This window comes from Deltaproteobacteria bacterium (assembly GCA_026712905.1).
Classification (GTDB): Bacteria; Desulfobacterota; Binatia; order UBA9968; family JAJDTQ01; genus JAJDTQ01.
Map to the genome: position 1 here is coordinate 1 of JAPOPM010000225.1, position 16,791 is coordinate 16,791.

15 protein-coding genes and 1 pseudogene are annotated in these 16,791 nt (G+C 65.4%); 13 read left to right on the forward strand and 3 right to left on the reverse strand.

Features of this window, described 5'->3' with window-relative positions; genetic code table 11:
- The 3 genes from OXF11_19160 to OXF11_19170 form a co-directional block, all read right to left on the reverse strand.
- Positions 1–482 (reverse strand): insulinase family protein (locus tag OXF11_19160; GenBank protein ID MCY4489217.1); only part of this gene is annotated, 482 nt, incomplete at its 3' end.
- Positions 479–1,816, reverse strand: coding sequence for a pitrilysin family protein (locus OXF11_19165; GenBank protein ID MCY4489218.1), 1,338 nt, complete (start codon positions 1,814–1,816; stop codon positions 479–481). The genes OXF11_19165 and OXF11_19160, both read right to left, overlap by 4 nt.
- 94 nt (positions 1,817–1,910) lie before the next feature.
- Complete coding sequence (locus OXF11_19170; protein ID MCY4489219.1) at positions 1,911–2,894, reverse strand: sigma 54-interacting transcriptional regulator; 984 nt, start codon at positions 2,892–2,894, stop codon at positions 1,911–1,913.
- A 466-nt stretch (positions 2,895–3,360) separates the two neighbouring features.
- Between OXF11_19170 and OXF11_19175 the strand changes: the two genes are divergently transcribed.
- From OXF11_19175 to OXF11_19235, 13 genes and pseudogenes are all read left to right on the forward strand, one after another.
- Complete coding sequence (locus tag OXF11_19175) at positions 3,361–4,227, forward strand: heme-dependent peroxidase (GenBank protein MCY4489220.1); 867 nt, start codon at positions 3,361–3,363, stop codon at positions 4,225–4,227.
- Positions 4,228–4,367: 140 nt separating this feature from the next.
- Positions 4,368–4,703: a type II toxin-antitoxin system RelE/ParE family toxin gene (locus OXF11_19180; protein MCY4489221.1), complete on the forward strand. Its 336-nt coding sequence runs from the start codon at positions 4,368–4,370 to the stop codon at positions 4,701–4,703.
- On the forward strand, positions 4,700–4,996 hold the full coding sequence (locus OXF11_19185; GenBank protein ID MCY4489222.1) for a helix-turn-helix transcriptional regulator: 297 nt from the start codon (positions 4,700–4,702) through the stop codon (positions 4,994–4,996). The genes OXF11_19180 and OXF11_19185 overlap by 4 nt, the downstream gene beginning before the upstream one ends.
- An 8-nt stretch (positions 4,997–5,004) precedes the next feature.
- A complete protein-coding gene (locus tag OXF11_19190; GenBank protein MCY4489223.1) occupies positions 5,005–5,187 on the forward strand; it encodes a chlorite dismutase family protein in 183 nt (60 codons plus the stop codon).
- Positions 5,188–5,446: 259 nt separating this feature from the next.
- A complete protein-coding gene (locus OXF11_19195; GenBank protein MCY4489224.1) occupies positions 5,447–5,959 on the forward strand; it encodes a thermonuclease family protein in 513 nt (170 codons plus the stop codon).
- A gap of 75 nt (positions 5,960–6,034) precedes the next feature.
- Complete coding sequence (locus OXF11_19200) at positions 6,035–7,414, forward strand: NAD(P)/FAD-dependent oxidoreductase (GenBank protein ID MCY4489225.1); 1,380 nt, start codon at positions 6,035–6,037, stop codon at positions 7,412–7,414.
- Positions 7,415–7,782: 368 nt separating this feature from the next.
- Positions 7,783–9,255, forward strand: a pseudogene (locus tag OXF11_19205) (fatty acid desaturase).
- Between the two features lie 343 nt (positions 9,256–9,598).
- Positions 9,599–9,967: a hypothetical protein gene (locus OXF11_19210; GenBank protein ID MCY4489226.1), complete on the forward strand. Its 369-nt coding sequence runs from the start codon at positions 9,599–9,601 to the stop codon at positions 9,965–9,967.
- Positions 9,964–11,088: a cyclopropane fatty acyl phospholipid synthase gene (gene cfa / locus OXF11_19215; GenBank protein ID MCY4489227.1), complete on the forward strand. Its 1,125-nt coding sequence runs from the start codon at positions 9,964–9,966 to the stop codon at positions 11,086–11,088. The genes OXF11_19210 and cfa overlap by 4 nt, the downstream gene beginning before the upstream one ends.
- 12 nt (positions 11,089–11,100) lie before the next feature.
- A complete protein-coding gene (locus tag OXF11_19220) occupies positions 11,101–13,428 on the forward strand; it encodes a TOMM precursor leader peptide-binding protein (GenBank protein MCY4489228.1) in 2,328 nt (775 codons plus the stop codon).
- A gap of 27 nt (positions 13,429–13,455) precedes the next feature.
- The gene (locus OXF11_19225; GenBank protein ID MCY4489229.1) at positions 13,456–14,583 is read left to right on the forward strand and encodes a hypothetical protein; all 1,128 of its coding nucleotides are present in this window, start codon (positions 13,456–13,458) and stop codon (positions 14,581–14,583) included.
- 43 nt (positions 14,584–14,626) lie between these two features.
- Positions 14,627–15,520, forward strand: a complete 894-nt coding sequence (locus OXF11_19230; GenBank protein ID MCY4489230.1) for a methyltransferase domain-containing protein — start codon at positions 14,627–14,629, stop codon at positions 15,518–15,520.
- A gap of 66 nt (positions 15,521–15,586) precedes the next feature.
- Positions 15,587–16,783, forward strand: a complete 1,197-nt coding sequence (locus OXF11_19235) for an oxygenase MpaB family protein (protein ID MCY4489231.1) — start codon at positions 15,587–15,589, stop codon at positions 16,781–16,783.
- Positions 16,784–16,791: the final 8 nt, after the last annotated feature.

The following is a 16,791-nucleotide window of genomic DNA, read 5'->3' on the forward strand; positions in this document are numbered from 1 at the left end:
GCGATGGACCCCGGGCGGTCGCGCTTGGCCCGGATGGAGGCCAGGAGCGACTGTTTCGTTCGGTCCAGCTCCTTCTCCGGGAAGGACGGCTGCGTCAGCACCTCGCTCATGAGCGCCAGACCGGTGTCCAGGTCCTTCTTGAGGATGCTCAGGCTCACCGTGGCCAGCTCGCGGCCGGCGTCGGTGCCCAGGTGGGCGCCCATGCCCTCGACAAGGCCGCTGATGGCCATGGAGTCGCGCGTGGGCGTGCCACGGGTCAGCAGCCGGGAGGTGAGGTTGGCCAGTCCGTGACGGTCCGCGGGATCGTAGCGCGAGCCGGCGCGGATCAGCAGCTCCATGGAAACGAGGGGCAGCGCGGCCTGCTCCGAGGTCACCAGGACCATCCCGTTGGGGAGTATCTCGCGTTGTGCGTTCATGGCGGCGGAGGCGACGGCCTGCGGCGCCAGGACCAGGCACAGCAGAAGCGGCAGCCAGCGTTTCATGAGCGTTTCCTCTCCTGGGGCACCAGGACCCCCACGGTACGGCGGTCGCGGTCGAGGTACTCTTGCGCCACCCGCTGGACGTCCCCGGCCGTGACCCCCTGGATGCCTCCCAGGTATTCGTTCATCCGGCGCCATCCGCCGGTCACCTCATAGAAGCCCACGCGCATGGCCTGGCCCCGGTTGGACTCCTGGGCGAAGATGAAGCTCGCCGCCACCTGGTTCTTGGCCTTGTCGAGCTCCGCCCGGGTGACGCCCTCGTCCCGCACCCGGCCGATCACGTCGTCGATGGCCGCCTCCACCTCGGCAATTTCCTTGCCCGGCATGGCCTGGGCGCCGAGGGTGAAGGTGGTGGGGTCGATGGAAACCCGGTGGTAGCCCGCGTAGGCGTAGCGCGCGATGCGCTTCTCGTACACCAGATCCCGGTGAAGCCGCGAGGTGCGTCCGCGCGACAGGATCATCTCCAGCACGTCCAGCGCGTAGCTGTCCGAGTGGCCCACCTCGGGCACGTGGTAGTTCATGATCACCACGGGCAGTTCGGCTTCCTTCTTGAGCTGCACGCGCCGCTCGCCCCGTTGGGGCGGCTCGGCTTGTCCCACCTCGGGGGGGTCCGGCCCCCGGGGGATGGCGCCGAAATGCTCGCGGACCTGCGCCAGGATCTCCTCGCTGTCGAAGTCCCCGGCCACCACGATGAAGGCGTTGTTGGGCGCGTAGTAGGTCCGGTAGAAGTCCTCGAGGTCCTGCAGGGTCATGCGCTCGACGTCCTGGGGCCAGCCGATGATGGGGCGGCGGTACGGGTGCACCGCGTAGGTCACCGCGCTGGTGACCTCGCCCAGCGCCGCCCGCGGGCGGTCGTCGGTGCGCTGCCGCCGCTCCTCCTGCACGACCTTCTTCTCGGGCGTGAAGTGGATTTCCCGGAGGCGCGTGTTGACCATGCGGTCGGCCTCGAGCTCGATGGCCACGCCGATGGATTCCCGGCTCATGGTGGCGTGGTACACGGTGGTGTCGTAGGAGGTGAACGCGTTGGAGCGGCCGCCGTGTTTCCGGATGGTGCGGGCGTATTCCTCGGGCGCCACCTTGTCGGTGCCCTTGAACATCATGTGCTCAAGGAAGTGGGCGATGCCGCTCTTGCCGTCCACCTCGTTGCGCGAGCCCACCCGGTACCACACCTGGAAGGTGACCGCGGGGCTCCGGTGGTTCTCCAGCAGCAGCACCTTGAGGCCGTTGTCGAGGACCTCCTCACGGACGTCCACCATTCCCTTGGGCGCCGATGCTCCGGCGACGGCCGGGAGCAGGGTGACCAGGAACAAGCCGGCGAGGCGATGAATCCAGTCCATGAGTTTGAGAATATCGGGCAGGGGGGGCGGGCGCAACAGGGGTCGCGGCGCACGTTCCCAGCGCCGACAGATCTCCGCCGTCCTACCCTCGGCTTCAAGACCCGTTGGGGGTGACCAAGCGGCGCAGGATGAGCGAACCGAGTCCGTGGCGCCGCATCCGTTCGATGAAGGTGGTGCGGTTCAGGCCCAACAGGATGGCGGCGGCGGTCTTGTTCCCGTTGGCGCGTTCGAGTGCCTGGACCATCATCTCGCGTTGAAACCGGTGGATACACTGATCGATGTCGATGCCGTCGCTCGGCAGGACAAACTCCGGCAGGGGTGCGCCTTCGCCGGGAGGCTTCAGGTAGCCGGACAGCTCGGGCAGGTCTTCGGCGCGGATCTCGATGTGGTCCGTGAGTGTGATGAGCCGCTCGATGAGGTTCTCCATTTCTCTCACGTTGCCCGGCCAGTCGTACGCCCGAAGGCGCGTCATCGCGGCGTCCTCGATGGTGCGTGGCGGGTTTCCGCCGTAGCGTTTCAGGAAATGTTGAATCAAGGGAGGTATGTCGTCCCGCCGTGCGCGCAAGGGCGGAAGCTCCAGGGAAAGGATGGCCAGCCGATAGTAGAGATCCTCGCGGAACAGTCCGGCCGGGATGGCTTCCCGCAGGTCACGATTGGTGGCGGCGACGAAACGCGCATCGGTGCGTGTGGCGACGTCGCTACCTAGCGGATTGAACTCCCGCTCCTGAAGGACGCGCAACAGTTTCGTCTGGAGTCTTGGAGTGATCTCGCCGATCTCGTCAAGGAAGATGGTTCCTTCCTTCGCGCTCATGAAACGCCCCGATCGGGTTTGTTGCGCACCGGTAAACGCACCGCGGACATGGCCAAACAGCTCGTTCTCCAAGAGGTCCTCCGGTATGGCACCGCAGTTGACGGCGACAAAGGGTTGACTCGCCCGTCTGCTGCGGTCGTGGATGGTCCGTGCAACCAACTCCTTGCCGGTACCGCTCTCTCCGGTGATGAGGACGGTCGAGTCGCTTGCGGCGATCCTCAGGGTGAGTTCAAAGACGCGCCGCATGACTTCGCTCTGCCCGATCATGGAACCGAGTGTGTCAAAGAGGCGTTGGCCTACTGGTTGATTGTTCGGTTGCCGCATTCTTCCTCCCGTAGTTTTATGCGTTCTGTATAATAAGATTCTGGAACGCAAAAGACGCGCCAAGACAGCCTGTTGTTCGTTTGCTGAAATTTCCTGCGCTGGATGAAGAAACCGCGGTCGTTGATGTCGCTTCAGAGGGGGCCCGGCAGTATATTGACAATCCCGCCTCGCCGGAATCGCGAGGGGGCCGCCCAAGGGTTGAGAACTGCGTGCATTTTGGCTGTCATGGCGCTGACACCGGACCGTCGATTTTCTGCCACACCCGGTCGAGGCCGCGCGGTCCCAGTGTGAAGAGTGCCTGTCTTCCATCGCATGGCCGTTGACTTCGCTTGAAATGAGAGCTTCGGGCGGTAAGACTGAGGATCGTGCAACCAAGACTGCTGTTTCAATGAGTGCCTCGGAGAACGAGATGGCGTTTGCTGACGACGCGAAGGGTCTGCCCCCTGTCCCTTTGACCATGGAGGGCTGGAGCATCCTCCACCAGATGTTCCGTATCCGCTGGCCGGAGTGGAACGCGCTGGCCCGGGAGGTCCGCCGGAAAACCGTTGACGAGGCGGTCTCCGTGCTCCAGGCCATGGAGAACAGCGCCGCCGGCCGCTCCGGGCTGACCTCGCTCCTTGGCCACAAGGGCGACCTGATGCTCATCCACTTCCGGGATTCTATGGATGCCCTGAACGAGGCCGAGCTGGCGCTGGCCCAGCTCAAGCTGGCTCCGTTCCTGGAGCCGACCACCTCCTACCTCTCGGTTGTGGAACTGGGCCTCTACAGCGCCTCCGGCCAGCTCTACCGTTCCCTCCAGGAGAAGGGCGTCCCCCCCGACACGGCGGAGTGGAAGGAGCAGGTGGAGGCTTATCTCGCCCAGGCTCGGAAGACCATGGAGGGCCGCCTCCGGCCCGACATCCCGGCCCGGCGCTACGTCTGCTTCTATCCCATGGACAAGAAGCGGGGTGAGGCCAAGAACTGGTACGAGGCGCCCTTCGCGGAGCGCCAGCGGATGATGGCGGACCACGGTTTCATCGGCCGGCGCTACGCCGGCCAAGTGACCCAGATCATCTCCGGCTCCATCGGTTTCGACGACTGGGAGTGGGGCGTGGACCTCTTCGCCGACGACCCCGTGGTGTTCAAGAAGCTGATCTACGAGATGCGCTTCGACGAGGCCAGCGCCCTCTACGGCCTGTTCGGCCCGTTCTATCTGGGGCTCCAGTTCCGGGCGGAAGAGTTGGGGACGTTGCTGGAGGGGCGGACGCCGGGGTTCGGGGCGGAGCCTGGCGCGTAGAAAAACCGTTGGGCGGTTGGCGTCACCCTTTGAGTTTCGGTCAGAGTTGCAAAGGGCTTGACCACGGTTTTAGTTATATCTAAACTCACGGGCTCAGTGTGGAGAGTCGAAATGCAGCGTCGGGTGAATGGGGGACAGTCGTGTGGGCGGTCGACAAGTCCGGCAAGAGTCTGGCCCGGGAATACTTCCGGCGGTTGAAGGCCAGTGATCGTGCCAAGATTCAGGCCGTCTTCAATCGGTTGGCCAATTTTGGCAGAGTCCAATCGCAGGAACGCTTCAAGAAACTCGGCGAGCGGAACGGGTTCGCGCTGTGGGAGGTCAAGAGCTTTCAGTACCGGTTTATCGGCACCTTCTCGTCGAGACGAGAGTTTGTGGTCGCTCATGGACTGCAAAAGAAGCAAAACCAGCACAGGGTTCGCGACCTGGACATCGCGGCGAAGAACCTCACCAACTATTTTGAAGGAGTACAGCCATGACCACGTACGCTGGCGAACCGCCGATTGAGCAAGGGGAGAACTTCGCTCGTCTGGTGCGGCAGGAAGAACTGATCCTGGAAGTGACCGAGAAGTTGACGCTGGCCCTGGACGAGGCCGGCATCACCCGGACGGAGTTGGCTGACCGTTTGGGCCGCACACCGGGCTACGTGTCTCAGGTTTTCGGGGGCGGGAGAAATCTGACGCTCCGGACCGTCGCCGATATCGCGGCCGCGCTGTCGATGCGGCCGACCCTGTACTTGGCGCCCGAGGATGGACCCACGGACGGTCGTTGAGTTCAAGGGTGGTAGTTGCCGCCAGTGGAGTGGTGTTCAAGAAGCTGATCTACGAGATGCGCTTCGACGAGGCTAGCGCCCTCTACGGCCTGTTTGGGCCGTTCTATCTGGGGCTCCAGTTCCGGGCGGAAGAGTTGGGGACGTTGCTGGAGGGGCGGACCCCCGGGTTCGGTGCGGGACCTGGCGCGTAAGTCAGCCCTTCCTTTGACAACGGATTCCGAATCGGTTAGTCATTAATTCAGCAAGCGTCGTCGGGGATCATCACTTTCCTGTGTCGGGTCCTCCGTCGGAATACAACAGCCTGTCATGGGCTCGGAGTAATTGACCGAGCCTGGGCGAATACGCGGAACATCAACACACCCTGATTGATGCTTGCAAGGACCCGGCTACCCGTTCTTGGGTATTCGGCAGTCCGCCAGTGTTGCCTACTTCTTTGCGAGGAGGTGTGCAATGGCAGGGCATCAGGGTGTCGCCATCGTCTTCGTTTGTCTCTTTATTCTCGGCCCTGGTCCCTTCCCGGCAGCGGCGGGTGATGCGGCCCGCTCGTCGCCGGTCAGCGGCAAGAGCGGGGCGAAACGCGCCCCCGAAGCCGCCGGCATCCAGACCCCCGCCCGTGTGCTGTCCGTCTACGACGGCGACACCGTGAAGGTCGAGGCGGACATGTGGCCCGGGCTCACCTGGAAGGGAAGCGTGCGTGTCGAAGGGGTGGACACCCCGGAACTCCGGGGCAAGTGCGACGGTGAGAAGCGGAAGGCCCGGGCCGCGCGCGACTTCGTCAGGGAACGGGTCGGCAAACGGGTGACGCTGATGGACGTCAAGAAGGGGAAGTACGCTGGGCGGGTCGTGGCGCGCATCCGGCTGGCTGACGGAACCGACCTGACGGAACTCCTGATACGGGCTCGGCACGGACGGGCCTACGATGGAGGACGACGGCGCGGATGGTGTGGCAAAGACGGAAAGTAGAGATCTCTCGGGAATGCCTCTCCGGGATTGACAACCCGGACCGAGGGTACGGCGCTACCGTGGGTTGAATCGAATATGGGCCGCAATCGACGAGTTCTAGTGGTCGGCGCGGGCATGGCGGGTCTCGGAGCCGCCTACTCCCTCCGCAAGCGCGGACTGGATGCCATCGTCTTCGAAGCGTCTTCGCGGCCCGGCGGGCGAGTCGCCGTGGAGGAGGTCGGCGGTTTCCGCATGGACGTCGGCGCCAACATCTTTCTGGAGACGTTCGACACGGTCAAGGAGTTGGCAGCCGAGCTCGGTGTTCCCCTGGAGCGGACGCGCGTCCCGATCCATGGCGGGGTGTACCGCAACGGCAAGTTTCACGGTCTCTACGGCGGCGACCACCCGAGGGACCAGTGGAAGACGATCCGCACGCTGCTGTCATTCCGGCTTCTGTCGCCACGGGGCCTCTGGCAGCTAATGAAGTTCGGGAGGATGCTGAAGGCCCGGTGCGGCGAACTCAGCCTCGAAGACCCTTCGCGGATGGCGACTCTCGACGATGGCGAGAGCGCGGCCGATTTCGTCGCATCGAAGATCGGAAGCGAGTTCCTCGAATGGTTTTTCGGACCTAATTTGAGCGGCTATACGTTCGCACATCCGGAACAAGTCGGCGCCGCGTACGGGATGGCGGTTCTCTGGTATTTTGGTTTGAACGCCGGCTGGCCGCTCCGTCCCAAGGGCGGCGCCGGGGCGTTCGTGGATGCCCTCGCTCGTGCCTGCGGCCCAAGTATCCGGACCTCTACCCCGGCGACCCGCATCGTGATCGAGGACGGATGCGTCAGGGGCGTGGTCGCGGAAGGCGGGCTTGTCGAGGCCGACGCGGTCATCTGCGCCACCACCGCCACCGCGGCTCTCCGGCTCGCTCCCGATTTGCCGTCCGGCATCAGGGACGCTTTGGGTCGCGTCACCTACTCCAGTTGTTGCCGCGTATTCTTCGGCCTCGACTCGAGCCCGTTCCCGGGGGACTGGTACGGGGTGATGTTCCCTCGACAGACGGGGGCGTTCATGTCGGGCATGAGCAACTCGGCCGCGCTGGCGCCGGAATCCGTGCCGGAGGGAAAGGCCCTGATCGACGCGCTCGTCATCGGAACGCTGGCCGAGGAGTTGTCGGCATTGAGCCACGAGCAGGTGGTTCGGCGGATCCTTGCGGAAACGCGGAAGTATTTTCCGGCCATGACCCAGGAACCGCTGTTCACCCGTGTCCACCGTTGGGATGAGGCGGCGTGTCTGGCGCCCGGCGGCATGATCTCGGCGCTGCATCGAATGCGCGGCACGGAGCTCAAGGCCGTCAAGGGCTTGTTCCTCGCCGGCGAATACATGGGAGTGCCGTCGGTCAATGGAGCCGTGCGCAGCGGCCTGGACGCCGCCGCCGACTGTGCGGCTTTCGTTTCTCCGGGGCCGGATGAAAGTTTCTGAGGCCGTCCCGTTTGTGCTAATGGTACAAGGGCAGCGAGGGTCGGTGTCACCGGGAGCCGGACAACCGGTTTCCGGGACTTGCCACGGGCAGGCGACCTGACTGGTCCGCGCCCGGGTGAACGTGATCCGTGGACCCCCCTGCGACCGCCATGGAAAAAGACAGCGCGGAGCTTGGCGCTCTTGGCGCCGGAACGGGCGGGGTGATCCAGCCCTCGGTCTGGAACGCCCTGCCATATTTCCTGCCGCTCACGATTTTGCCGGTGGTGTTCCTGTCGTCGCTCTACGGCGGCTGGTGGCTCGCGGTTCCGTTCGTTTATTTCTGGCTCGCGGACCGTTTCGACACCATGTTCGGCCAGGACGAAGCGAACATGGACCCGGGCATACCCCCGCGCCGGCTGTTCGCCTACAGGCTGGCGGAATGGGTGTGGGTGGCGCTCTATCTGGTGACGTTCGTCTTCGCGCTGTGGCAGATCCTCGTCGCCGGCCATTTGTCGGCTTGGGAGGCCCTCTTGATGGCGCTGGTCCTGGGCAGTCTGGCCCGGTTCGCCCACAATGCCGGCCACGAGATGATGCACGCGCGCTCTTTGTGGGAGCGCCGGGCGGCCGAAATCGTGCTCGCTTCGGTGTCGTTCCCGCAGGAGGCCACCGAGCACGTCTGCATCCACCATCCCCTCGTCTGCACCCCGGCGGATCCCGTATCCGCGCCCAAGGGACAGAGCTTCTGGCAGTATTTCCCCCGTTCGGTGGCAGGCAGCGTCCTCGGCGCGTGGCGCTTCGAGCGCAACCGCCTGGCGCGCCGCCACCTGCCGGTCTGGCACCACACCAACCCGTGCTGGCGTTACCTCATCGAAGCCGCGGTCTGGTACGCGCTGGCGTATTGGATGGGTGGTTTCTGGGGCCTGCTGATCTTTGCCATCATCTGCGTCAGCGGCCTCCTGCAGCTCAAGATCGCGGACTACGTGCAGCACTACGGATTGCAGCGCGTGCGCCGCCCCGGCGGCCGGTTCGAGCGGGTCGGGCTGCACCACTCCTGGACCGCCGCATGCAAGTTCTCCAACTGGCTCTACTACAATTCGCAACGCCATGCCGACCACCACCCGGCGCCGAACCGGCTCTATCCGCTGTTGCAGCATCACGGCGGGGACAAGTCGCCGCAGTTGCCGGGAGGCTACGGCATGGTGGGCGGTCTGGCCATGTTTCCCCGGCGCTGGTTCGAGACCATGGATCCGCTGGTGGATCAATGGCGCGCGCGTTTCTACCCGGACATCGAAGACTGGAGCGCCTACGACAGCCCGGCCTATGCCGCACGTCCCGACGCGTTCGAGGCCATCGCGGAGATCATGGCCGGGGCGCCTCCTCTCGGCGAGTGGATCAATCGGGCGCCGGAGTTGCTCGACACCCTGCAGGATAAAGAGTTCACCGACCTGGACCTGCCGGACGGTTTCGGGCCCGATCCGGAGTTCGAGACCATCGCCCGGCGCGGTCTCGCCCGCGTTTACTGGACGCATGAATTCGGTGTACGGGAAATGAAGGAACAGCTCGCCGACTTGCCCATTCAGGACGTCGCGGACGCGGTGGAGACGGCGCGGAACTGGTCCAACGAAAAGGTCTTCCAGGTCGGCGTCCATACGATGCGCGGCAACCTCTCGCCCGTGGAGGCGGGTACGGCGCTGTCCCACATCGCCGAAGCCTCCATTGCCCAGGTTCTGTCGGCGGTGGCGGAGGAGTTCGGCGAGGGCCGCTCGCGGGCCCCCGAGGTTGGGGTGGCGGCCGTGGTTCTGGGCGACATCGCCGGCGGAGAGGCGTCGCCCGGGGCGGACCTCGACGTGATGTTTCTGTATGACGGCGGTCTCGTCGAGGACGTGGAGGCTCTTTGCCGCCGCTTCCGCGAAGGGATGAGCGCTTTGTCCCGCGACAACCTGCTGTTCGCGTCGGTGCCGCGCGAGCGGGAGCCGCGGGTCGTCCGGTCACTCGGCGAGTTCCGCGAGCACCACCGGACCGCGGCGTCCGCCGCCGAGCTTCGTGAGCTGTTCCGGGCGCGGTGCGTCTTCACCGCCGGCGACGCGGTTCGACGAGGCGCGGAGGGACATCCTGGCCCACGGCATCGCGCGGGAAGTGCTGATCGCCGAGTTGGGAGAAGCCCGCGACAGCGCGGTCGAGCCTGGTCTGCTCTCCGTCGACGACATGCGCGGCGGCCTCCGGGATGTGGAACGCGCGGCCCGGTTCCTGCAGTTGATCCATGCCGGGGCGTTTCCGGACGTTCTGGTACCCGGCGCGGCATCCGCGTTCCGGACTCTGGGCGCGCACGGGTTGATCCCCGCCGACGCCGCGGAGCGGCTGGAGGAGGCCGCGAGGATGTGGAGGAACCTGCGCGGCGTCCTGCCGCTGGTGATGGAGGACGGTTCCCGGGTGGAGACCGCCGGCGGGAAGGTGGAGGCCGTCATCGCGCGCGCCTGCGGGGCCGATGATTTCAGCGCGCTGGCGGTGACGATTCGTGAAACGGCGTCCCGCGCCGCCGCCGATATCGCGGTTCTGGAGGGGATGGCGGCATGACGTACACCCGATACCGAAGACGGTTGGAGGCGCTCCTCGCAATCGCGGATATCCGCATCGACGGCGGCCGTCCCTGGGACATCCAGGTGCACAACGAAGAGTTTTTCGCGCGGATCTTCGCGGATGGCCCGTTGGGCTTCGGCGAAGGTTACATGGACGGCTGGTGGGATTGCGACCAGCTCGACGATATGGCGTACCGCGTCTGCCGGGCCGAGCTCTACCGGCATTTCCGCCCGTTGAACGATCTTTTCTTCCTGTTGTCGGCGCGGTTGATCAGGCTCGGGCGCGGCAGCCGCGCGAGCAAGTTGGGCGAACGCCACTACGAACTCGGCCTGGACCTTTTCAGAGCCATGCTCGGCGAGCGCATGATGTACAGTTGCGCCTACTGGAAGGACGCCGGGACGCTCGACGAGGCGCAAGACCGGAAGCTGGACCTGATCGCGCGCAAGCTGCAGCTCGAACCCGGCATGAGGGTGCTGGACATCGGCTGCGGCTGGGGCGGCGCGATCCACTACTTTGCCGAGAAATACGGGGTCTCCGGCGTTGCCGTCACCCCCTCCCTGGACCAATACGAAGCCGCGCGGAACCTGTGCGCCGGGTTGCCGGTGGAGATCCGCCGGCAGGACTACCGCGAGGTGGACGAACGATTCGACCGGGTCTACTCCATCGACATGATCGGGCACGTGGGCCGCAAGCACTACAAGACCTACCTGGAACATGTGCGTCGCTGCCTGGCCCCGGAAGGGCTGCACCTCGTGCAGACCATCGGCACCAACAGCCGCGCCGTCAATACGGACCCGTGGGTCAAGCGGTACATATTCCCTGACAGCGACGTTCCGTCGGCGAAGCAGCTCATGGAGGCCGCCCAGGACGTGCTCCTGATGGAGGACTGGCACAGCTTTCCCCAGGACTATGACCGCACCTTCATGTGCTGGCACGATAATCTGGCCGCCGCGTGGGACGGTTTCCAGGACCAATATGACGAGCGCTTCTTTCGCATGTGGCGTTACTTTCTGCTGTGCGCCGCGGGCGGCCTCCGGTCACGGGTCAACCAGATCTGGCAGATCGTGTTTTCCGTCAAGGGCATGCCCGACGGCTATGCGCCGGCGGACATTCGTTAGCGAGGGCACGGTATGGGCGAGAAGCCGCCTCCGTCCACGTATACGGGAATCCTGAAAAGGACCACCGCCGCCGACCGCGGCCGCGTCGAGACGCCGATGCTGGCGCCGCATCTCGAATTCCGCGACATCGGCGACGGCAAGATGCTCCTGGTTTCAGACAACTTCAACACGCTGCTCGGCGGACGGATGCATGCCGATCTCCTGCCGCTGCTCGACGGCCGCCGCTCGCGCGGGGACGTCATCGCCGCCCTGGCGGGCGCGCATTCCGAATCCGCCGTTCAGGCACAACTCGCTTCCCTGGCGTCCAGGGGATACGTCGTTTCGGGCGACCATGCCATGGAACGGGGGGCGGCCGCGTTCTGGTGCGCGCTGGGCGCCTCTCCCCGGTGGGCCGAGGAACGCCTGCGGGCATCGGCGGTGGCGCTCTCCGGCGATGACGGAGGCCTGGCCCGCCGGCTGGAGGCCATGGGCGTGGCCGTGTCGGGAGATGCCCCGGCGCTGTCGGTGCGGGTCTGCGACGACTATCTCGACCCCCGGCATGCCGGCGTCAACCAGCGCCGGATCGCCTCGGGCACACCGTGGGTGCTGGTGCGGCCGAAGGGCGTGGAGCCGCTGTTCGGCCCGGTCTTCCGGCCGGCCGACCAGGGGCCGTGCTGGGCCTGCCTCGCCTACCGCCTGCGCGCCCACCACGAGATCCACAATTTCCTGCGCAACCTTGCCGGCGATGAGGCCGCCTTCCGTCCGTGCGTGGCCGAACCGGCGGTTCTGGAAGCGGTGTACGGACTCGTGGCGATGGAGGTCGCCAAATGGCTGGTGCTGGAGGAAACCGCGCCGCTCCACGAGCACGCCGTCTCGGTGGACGTCGCTCACCTGAAGAGCGAGCACCACGCGGTCGTGCGCCGTCCGCAGTGTTCCACCTGCGGCGACCCGGGCTTGTTCCGCGCCGACCGGCCGCCGGTTCCGGTGCGGCTGCGGCCGAGTCCGAAAGGCGTCCGCAACAGCGGCGGCGTGCGCTCGGTTTCCCCGCGGGAGACCCTCGCCAGGTTCCGTCACTTGATCGGTCCCGTCAGCGGCATCGTGACCTGGCTGACGCGCACCACGGAAGAGGCCGATCCCTGGCTGCACGTCCACTGGTCCGGGAGCAACATCGCGCTGAGGACCCGGACGCTGAGCCTGCTTCGGCTCAGCCTGCGGACCAAGAGCGCCGGCAAGGGAAGCACGCCGAGCCAGTCCGAGGCGAGCGCCCTGTGCGAGGCCCTCGAGCGCTACTCCGGCGCGTTCCATGGCGACGAGATCCGCCGCCGCGGACGGTTCGCCGATTTCGTCGAGGCCGGGGAATCACGGGCCATCCACCCGAACGACGTCCAGCTTTTCAGCGACCGGCAACTGGACCATGCGGCGCAGATCAACGCCGGCGACCATCCTTACAACGTGGTGCCGCCACGTCTCGATCCGGAAGCGGAGATGGACTGGTCGCCCGTGTGGTCGCTGACCCAGGAACGCCATCGGTACCTGCCGACGTCCATGCTCTACTACGGCCTGTCGCCCGAGCCGCGGGCGCCCACCGAGTTCGTCGCGGATTCGAACGGTTGTGCCGCCGGCAATACGCTGGAAGAAGCGATCCTGCAGGGATTCTTCGAGCTGGTGGAACGCGACGCTTTCGCGATCTGGTGGTACAATCGGCTGCGCCTGCCCGGCGTGGACCTGGAAAGCTTCGGCGACGAGTACCTGGGGGCGGCCGGCGGCTACTACTGCGGCCTGCGGCGCGAAATGTGGGTGCTGGACGCCACCGGCGATCTCGGCATTCCGGTTTTCGTCGCCGTCTCGCGCCGGACCGACAAGAAGGAGGAGGACATCATCTACGGAGCCGGCGCGCACACCGACCCCCACATCGCCGCGTTGCGCGCCGTGTGTGAAATGAACCAGTTCCTCAACTGGGTCCAGGGGTCGGGGAGCGGCGGCGCCGGATACCAGGTGGATGATCCGCAATGCCTGTGGTGGTGGCGGAATGCGACGCTCGCGGATCATCCCTATCTGGCGCCGGCGCCGGGCGGGGCTCCGCGCGGCAAGGCGGACTACCCCGTTCCCGACACCGCCGACGTGAGGGAGGACGTCGAGCAGTGCCGCGCGCGGGTCGAGGCCAAGGGCATGGAGTTGCTGGTGCTGGATCAGACCCGGCCCGACATCGGCATGCCAGTGGCGAGGGTCATCGTGCCCGGCCTGCGCCATTACTGGGAACGTTTCGCGCCGGGCCGTCTGTACGACGTGCCGGTGGAGATGGGCCTCCGGGAGAGTCCGCTTACGGAAGAGGAGATCAACCCCGCTCCGGTCATCGGGTGAGGAGCGGGGGGTGGAGGACCGGAAGCCATGAGCATCAAGGAAGACTGGGCCGCTACCGAGGAACGCCTTCTGCACGAAGCGGGTTCCATGGCGGAGCTGCTGACGCAGATCAGGCCGCACATCTCCGCTCGCCTGATCGACGGCCAGGACTGGGAGAGCCTGCTGGAACGCGCGGAGGAGTCACCTCCGACCATGGCGGCTTTCCCGTTCGGGTTCGAGCTGCCGTTGCAGGATCCGAGCCCGAGAGCGGATTTCGGCGTTTCGCTGGTTGGCGAGAGCCGGTCGGCGGCGTTCTACCAGGAGAGGAACCGGTCCGGAGAGGCGGAGCCATCGGCGGCGGGGCTTGCCTGGCTGTTGGACGAGACCGATCGGGAAGACTCCTTTCTCCGCAGTGTGGTCGGCCGGAAGATGCTGCTCGAGTACGACATCGATCCGGCGCCGGACGGCGAGCGTCAGGATCCCGGGGTGTTCCTCTATCCCGTTGAAGACGTGATCGCCGGCGACGGCCGGCGCCTTCGGGAGCTGGGCGTGGTTCACGACGCGTTGGTCCATGCCAGCGGTTGGAGCCCGGACGCCGCCGAACGACGGCAGCTCGAGGAGGTGTACCGGAAGTTGAAACCGGACACCCTCATCAAGGCGGTGGGCACCTTTCCGTCACGGGAAAGGGCTATTCGGATTGCCGCTACGGGGTTCAAGAACGCACAGGACGTGGTCGCGTTCCTGGAACGCGCCGGCTGGCCGGGAGAGGGCGCGGTGGCCGGGGCTACGGTAGCGGCCTTCGAGGAGCGTTCGGCCTTCGCCTACATGGGGGTCCACCTCGATGTCGACGCGAGTGGTGTGGGACCGTCCATGGGACTGAGTTTGTTCCCTCACGATAATGAATGGCTGAAGGACATAAGGCACTGGGCCGCCATCATCGACGTCATCGGCGAGCAGGGATACGCGCTTCCGGAGAAGCTGACGGAACTGACCAGATGGTCCACGGGATCGACGACGTTGTTCGGCAGGTCCGGCCCGTTCATGCTGGTGCGGGGCATCCATCACGTCAAGCTTGTCATCACCGGGGATCGGGTCGAGCAGGCCAAGGGCTATGTTTTCTTTTTGATGATGTGCGTGCGGTCGAAGGACGAAGTGGCCGCGGGGCAGAAGGCCTGACACTCCCTCAGAGGGCGAACTCCCTTCCAAGGAGGTGCTGAGTTTGGACCACCACGACGAATCGGGCGTCTCGGCACAAGATCGCGCGGTCGCGAGCCACTTCGACGAACTGACCGTGGATTTCTACATGAAGTCATGGAATCCCGATCACCTTCACTTCGGATTGTTCGAGGCTGGAGAATGTCCTGAGAAAGGCGAGCCTCTCGTAGGGTCGGCGGAGTTCGAGCGCGGCCTGGAACGCATGATCGACGTAATGGTCGCCCCGGCCCTGATCGGGGAGGACCATCACGTAGTGGACGCGGGTTGCGGGATCGGTGGAACCGCCATCTATCTCGCAAAGACAAAGGGTTGTATGGTTACCGGCGTCAACCTGAGCCGGAAGCAGTTGGAGATAGCCGAGAAGAAGGTCGTAGATGCGGGTCTGGAGGACCGGATCGACCTCGAGTATGGGAACTGTTCCCTCGCTCTGCCGTTCGCCGGGGATTCCATCGACGCCGTTGTCAACGTCGAAAGCGCCTGCCACTACAGCGATAGAGAACGATTCCTTCGCGAAGTCCGCCGGGTCCTCAAACCCGGAGGGCGGATCGTGGCGACGGACTGGCTGATGCGCGATGGATTGACCGTCGATCAGCACGAAAAGTACATACGGCCGATGTATGAACCGTGGGCGATACCAGGCCTGGAGAGCCGTTCCACCTATAGCCGGAGGTTGCGCGATGCAGGCCTTACGGTCCTGGAGTTCGAGGGTTTTAACGGAAAGGACGTGGACAACCAGCGGCTCGTCCAGAACAACTACCAGATTCTCAGAGGACTGGAGTTCTGCGGCCTGTTGCCGGCCAAGCTCCGCCGTTTGATGGAAAAATTCCAGGTGCTGGACGTGGCGTGGCAAAGCGGATGTTTCGAGCTCGGGCGGTATTGTGCGTTGAAGCCCGAATAGACGCAGCTCCTGTCCGCCTTGCGGGCGGTCTTTCGGAACTGTCAAGGTTGCAATCATGAGGTTGGCATGGACGGGTTTGTAATCCCTTTGGCGTATCGGGCCGGATACGAGAAGGCGTCCGCGCTCCGTCCGGATCTGGCGGCGAAGTATATCCGGCACACGGTGGTCGACGATCCGCCGGCCGATGCCGTCATCGAGGCGTTGGCGCCGTTGGGTCACCGAGAGGGCGAACGATTCGTCGATGCCGCCATGGAGCAGGACACGAAGGCTCTCACGGGAGCGCCGCGGCCTTTGCGCGATTTCCTGGAAGAGGTCGAGAGCCGGCCGGGGTGGTTCGACGGCGACGCGGTCCTTCCGGGCCGCCATGCGTTCCAACGGCATCTGGACCTGTTCACCGCCGCGTTCGTGGTGGTCACCTTGCGAAACTTCACCAGCTTGATGAGCAAGGTGTTCTTCATGAGCGGGCGGGTCACGACCCAGCAGGGCCTGCAGCGAATTCGGCAGAACATCCGGTACATGATCGAGATGATCATGCTGCCGAACTCCCTCGAACGTGCGGGAGAGGGCTGGAAGTTCTCCGTCCGCATCCGGCTGATGCACGCTCGGATCAGGCGGCAGCTCCGGACCTCGGGCCAATGGGACGAAGCAGTCCATGGCGCGCCCATCAGCGCCGCGAACCTGGCGCTGGCGTCAGCCAACTTCTCCGCGTCGATGATCCGGGACGCCGAGCGGCTCGGGGCGGATCTGAACGACGAAGCCCGGGCCGGTCTCATGCAGATCTGGCGCTACGCATCGTGGCTGATCGGGACGCCCGAGGCGTTGCTGTTCGACGGCGACGAGGCCGAAACCGTCGAGTTGTCGCGGATCGCGCACCTGTGCGAACCGCCGCCCGACAAGGTATCGTCGCTGATCGCGAACGCTTTGGTGTGGGCCTTGCCGGAGGTGGCGAGGTTGACCGATCGGGACGCCAAGCGTTCCATGGTGGAACACGGGTATCGGGTCTCCCGCGCGCTTCTCGGCGACGATGTAGCGGATCGGCTCGAGTTTCCCGAGCAACGGACGGCGGGGCTGCTGCCGTGGCTGCGTTACAAGCGCCGGCTCCACATGGCCGTCGGCGAGCTGGCGCCGGGCATGGTCCGGAAGTGGCGAGTGGATCCGTTCGTGCTGCTGCTCGACGCGGCGATGATCGACGACCTCCGTTGCCGGTTGCCCGATCGGTTGGTGGCGGCGATGGCGACGGCGAATCTCCCGAAGCGCGGGTGAACCCGGTG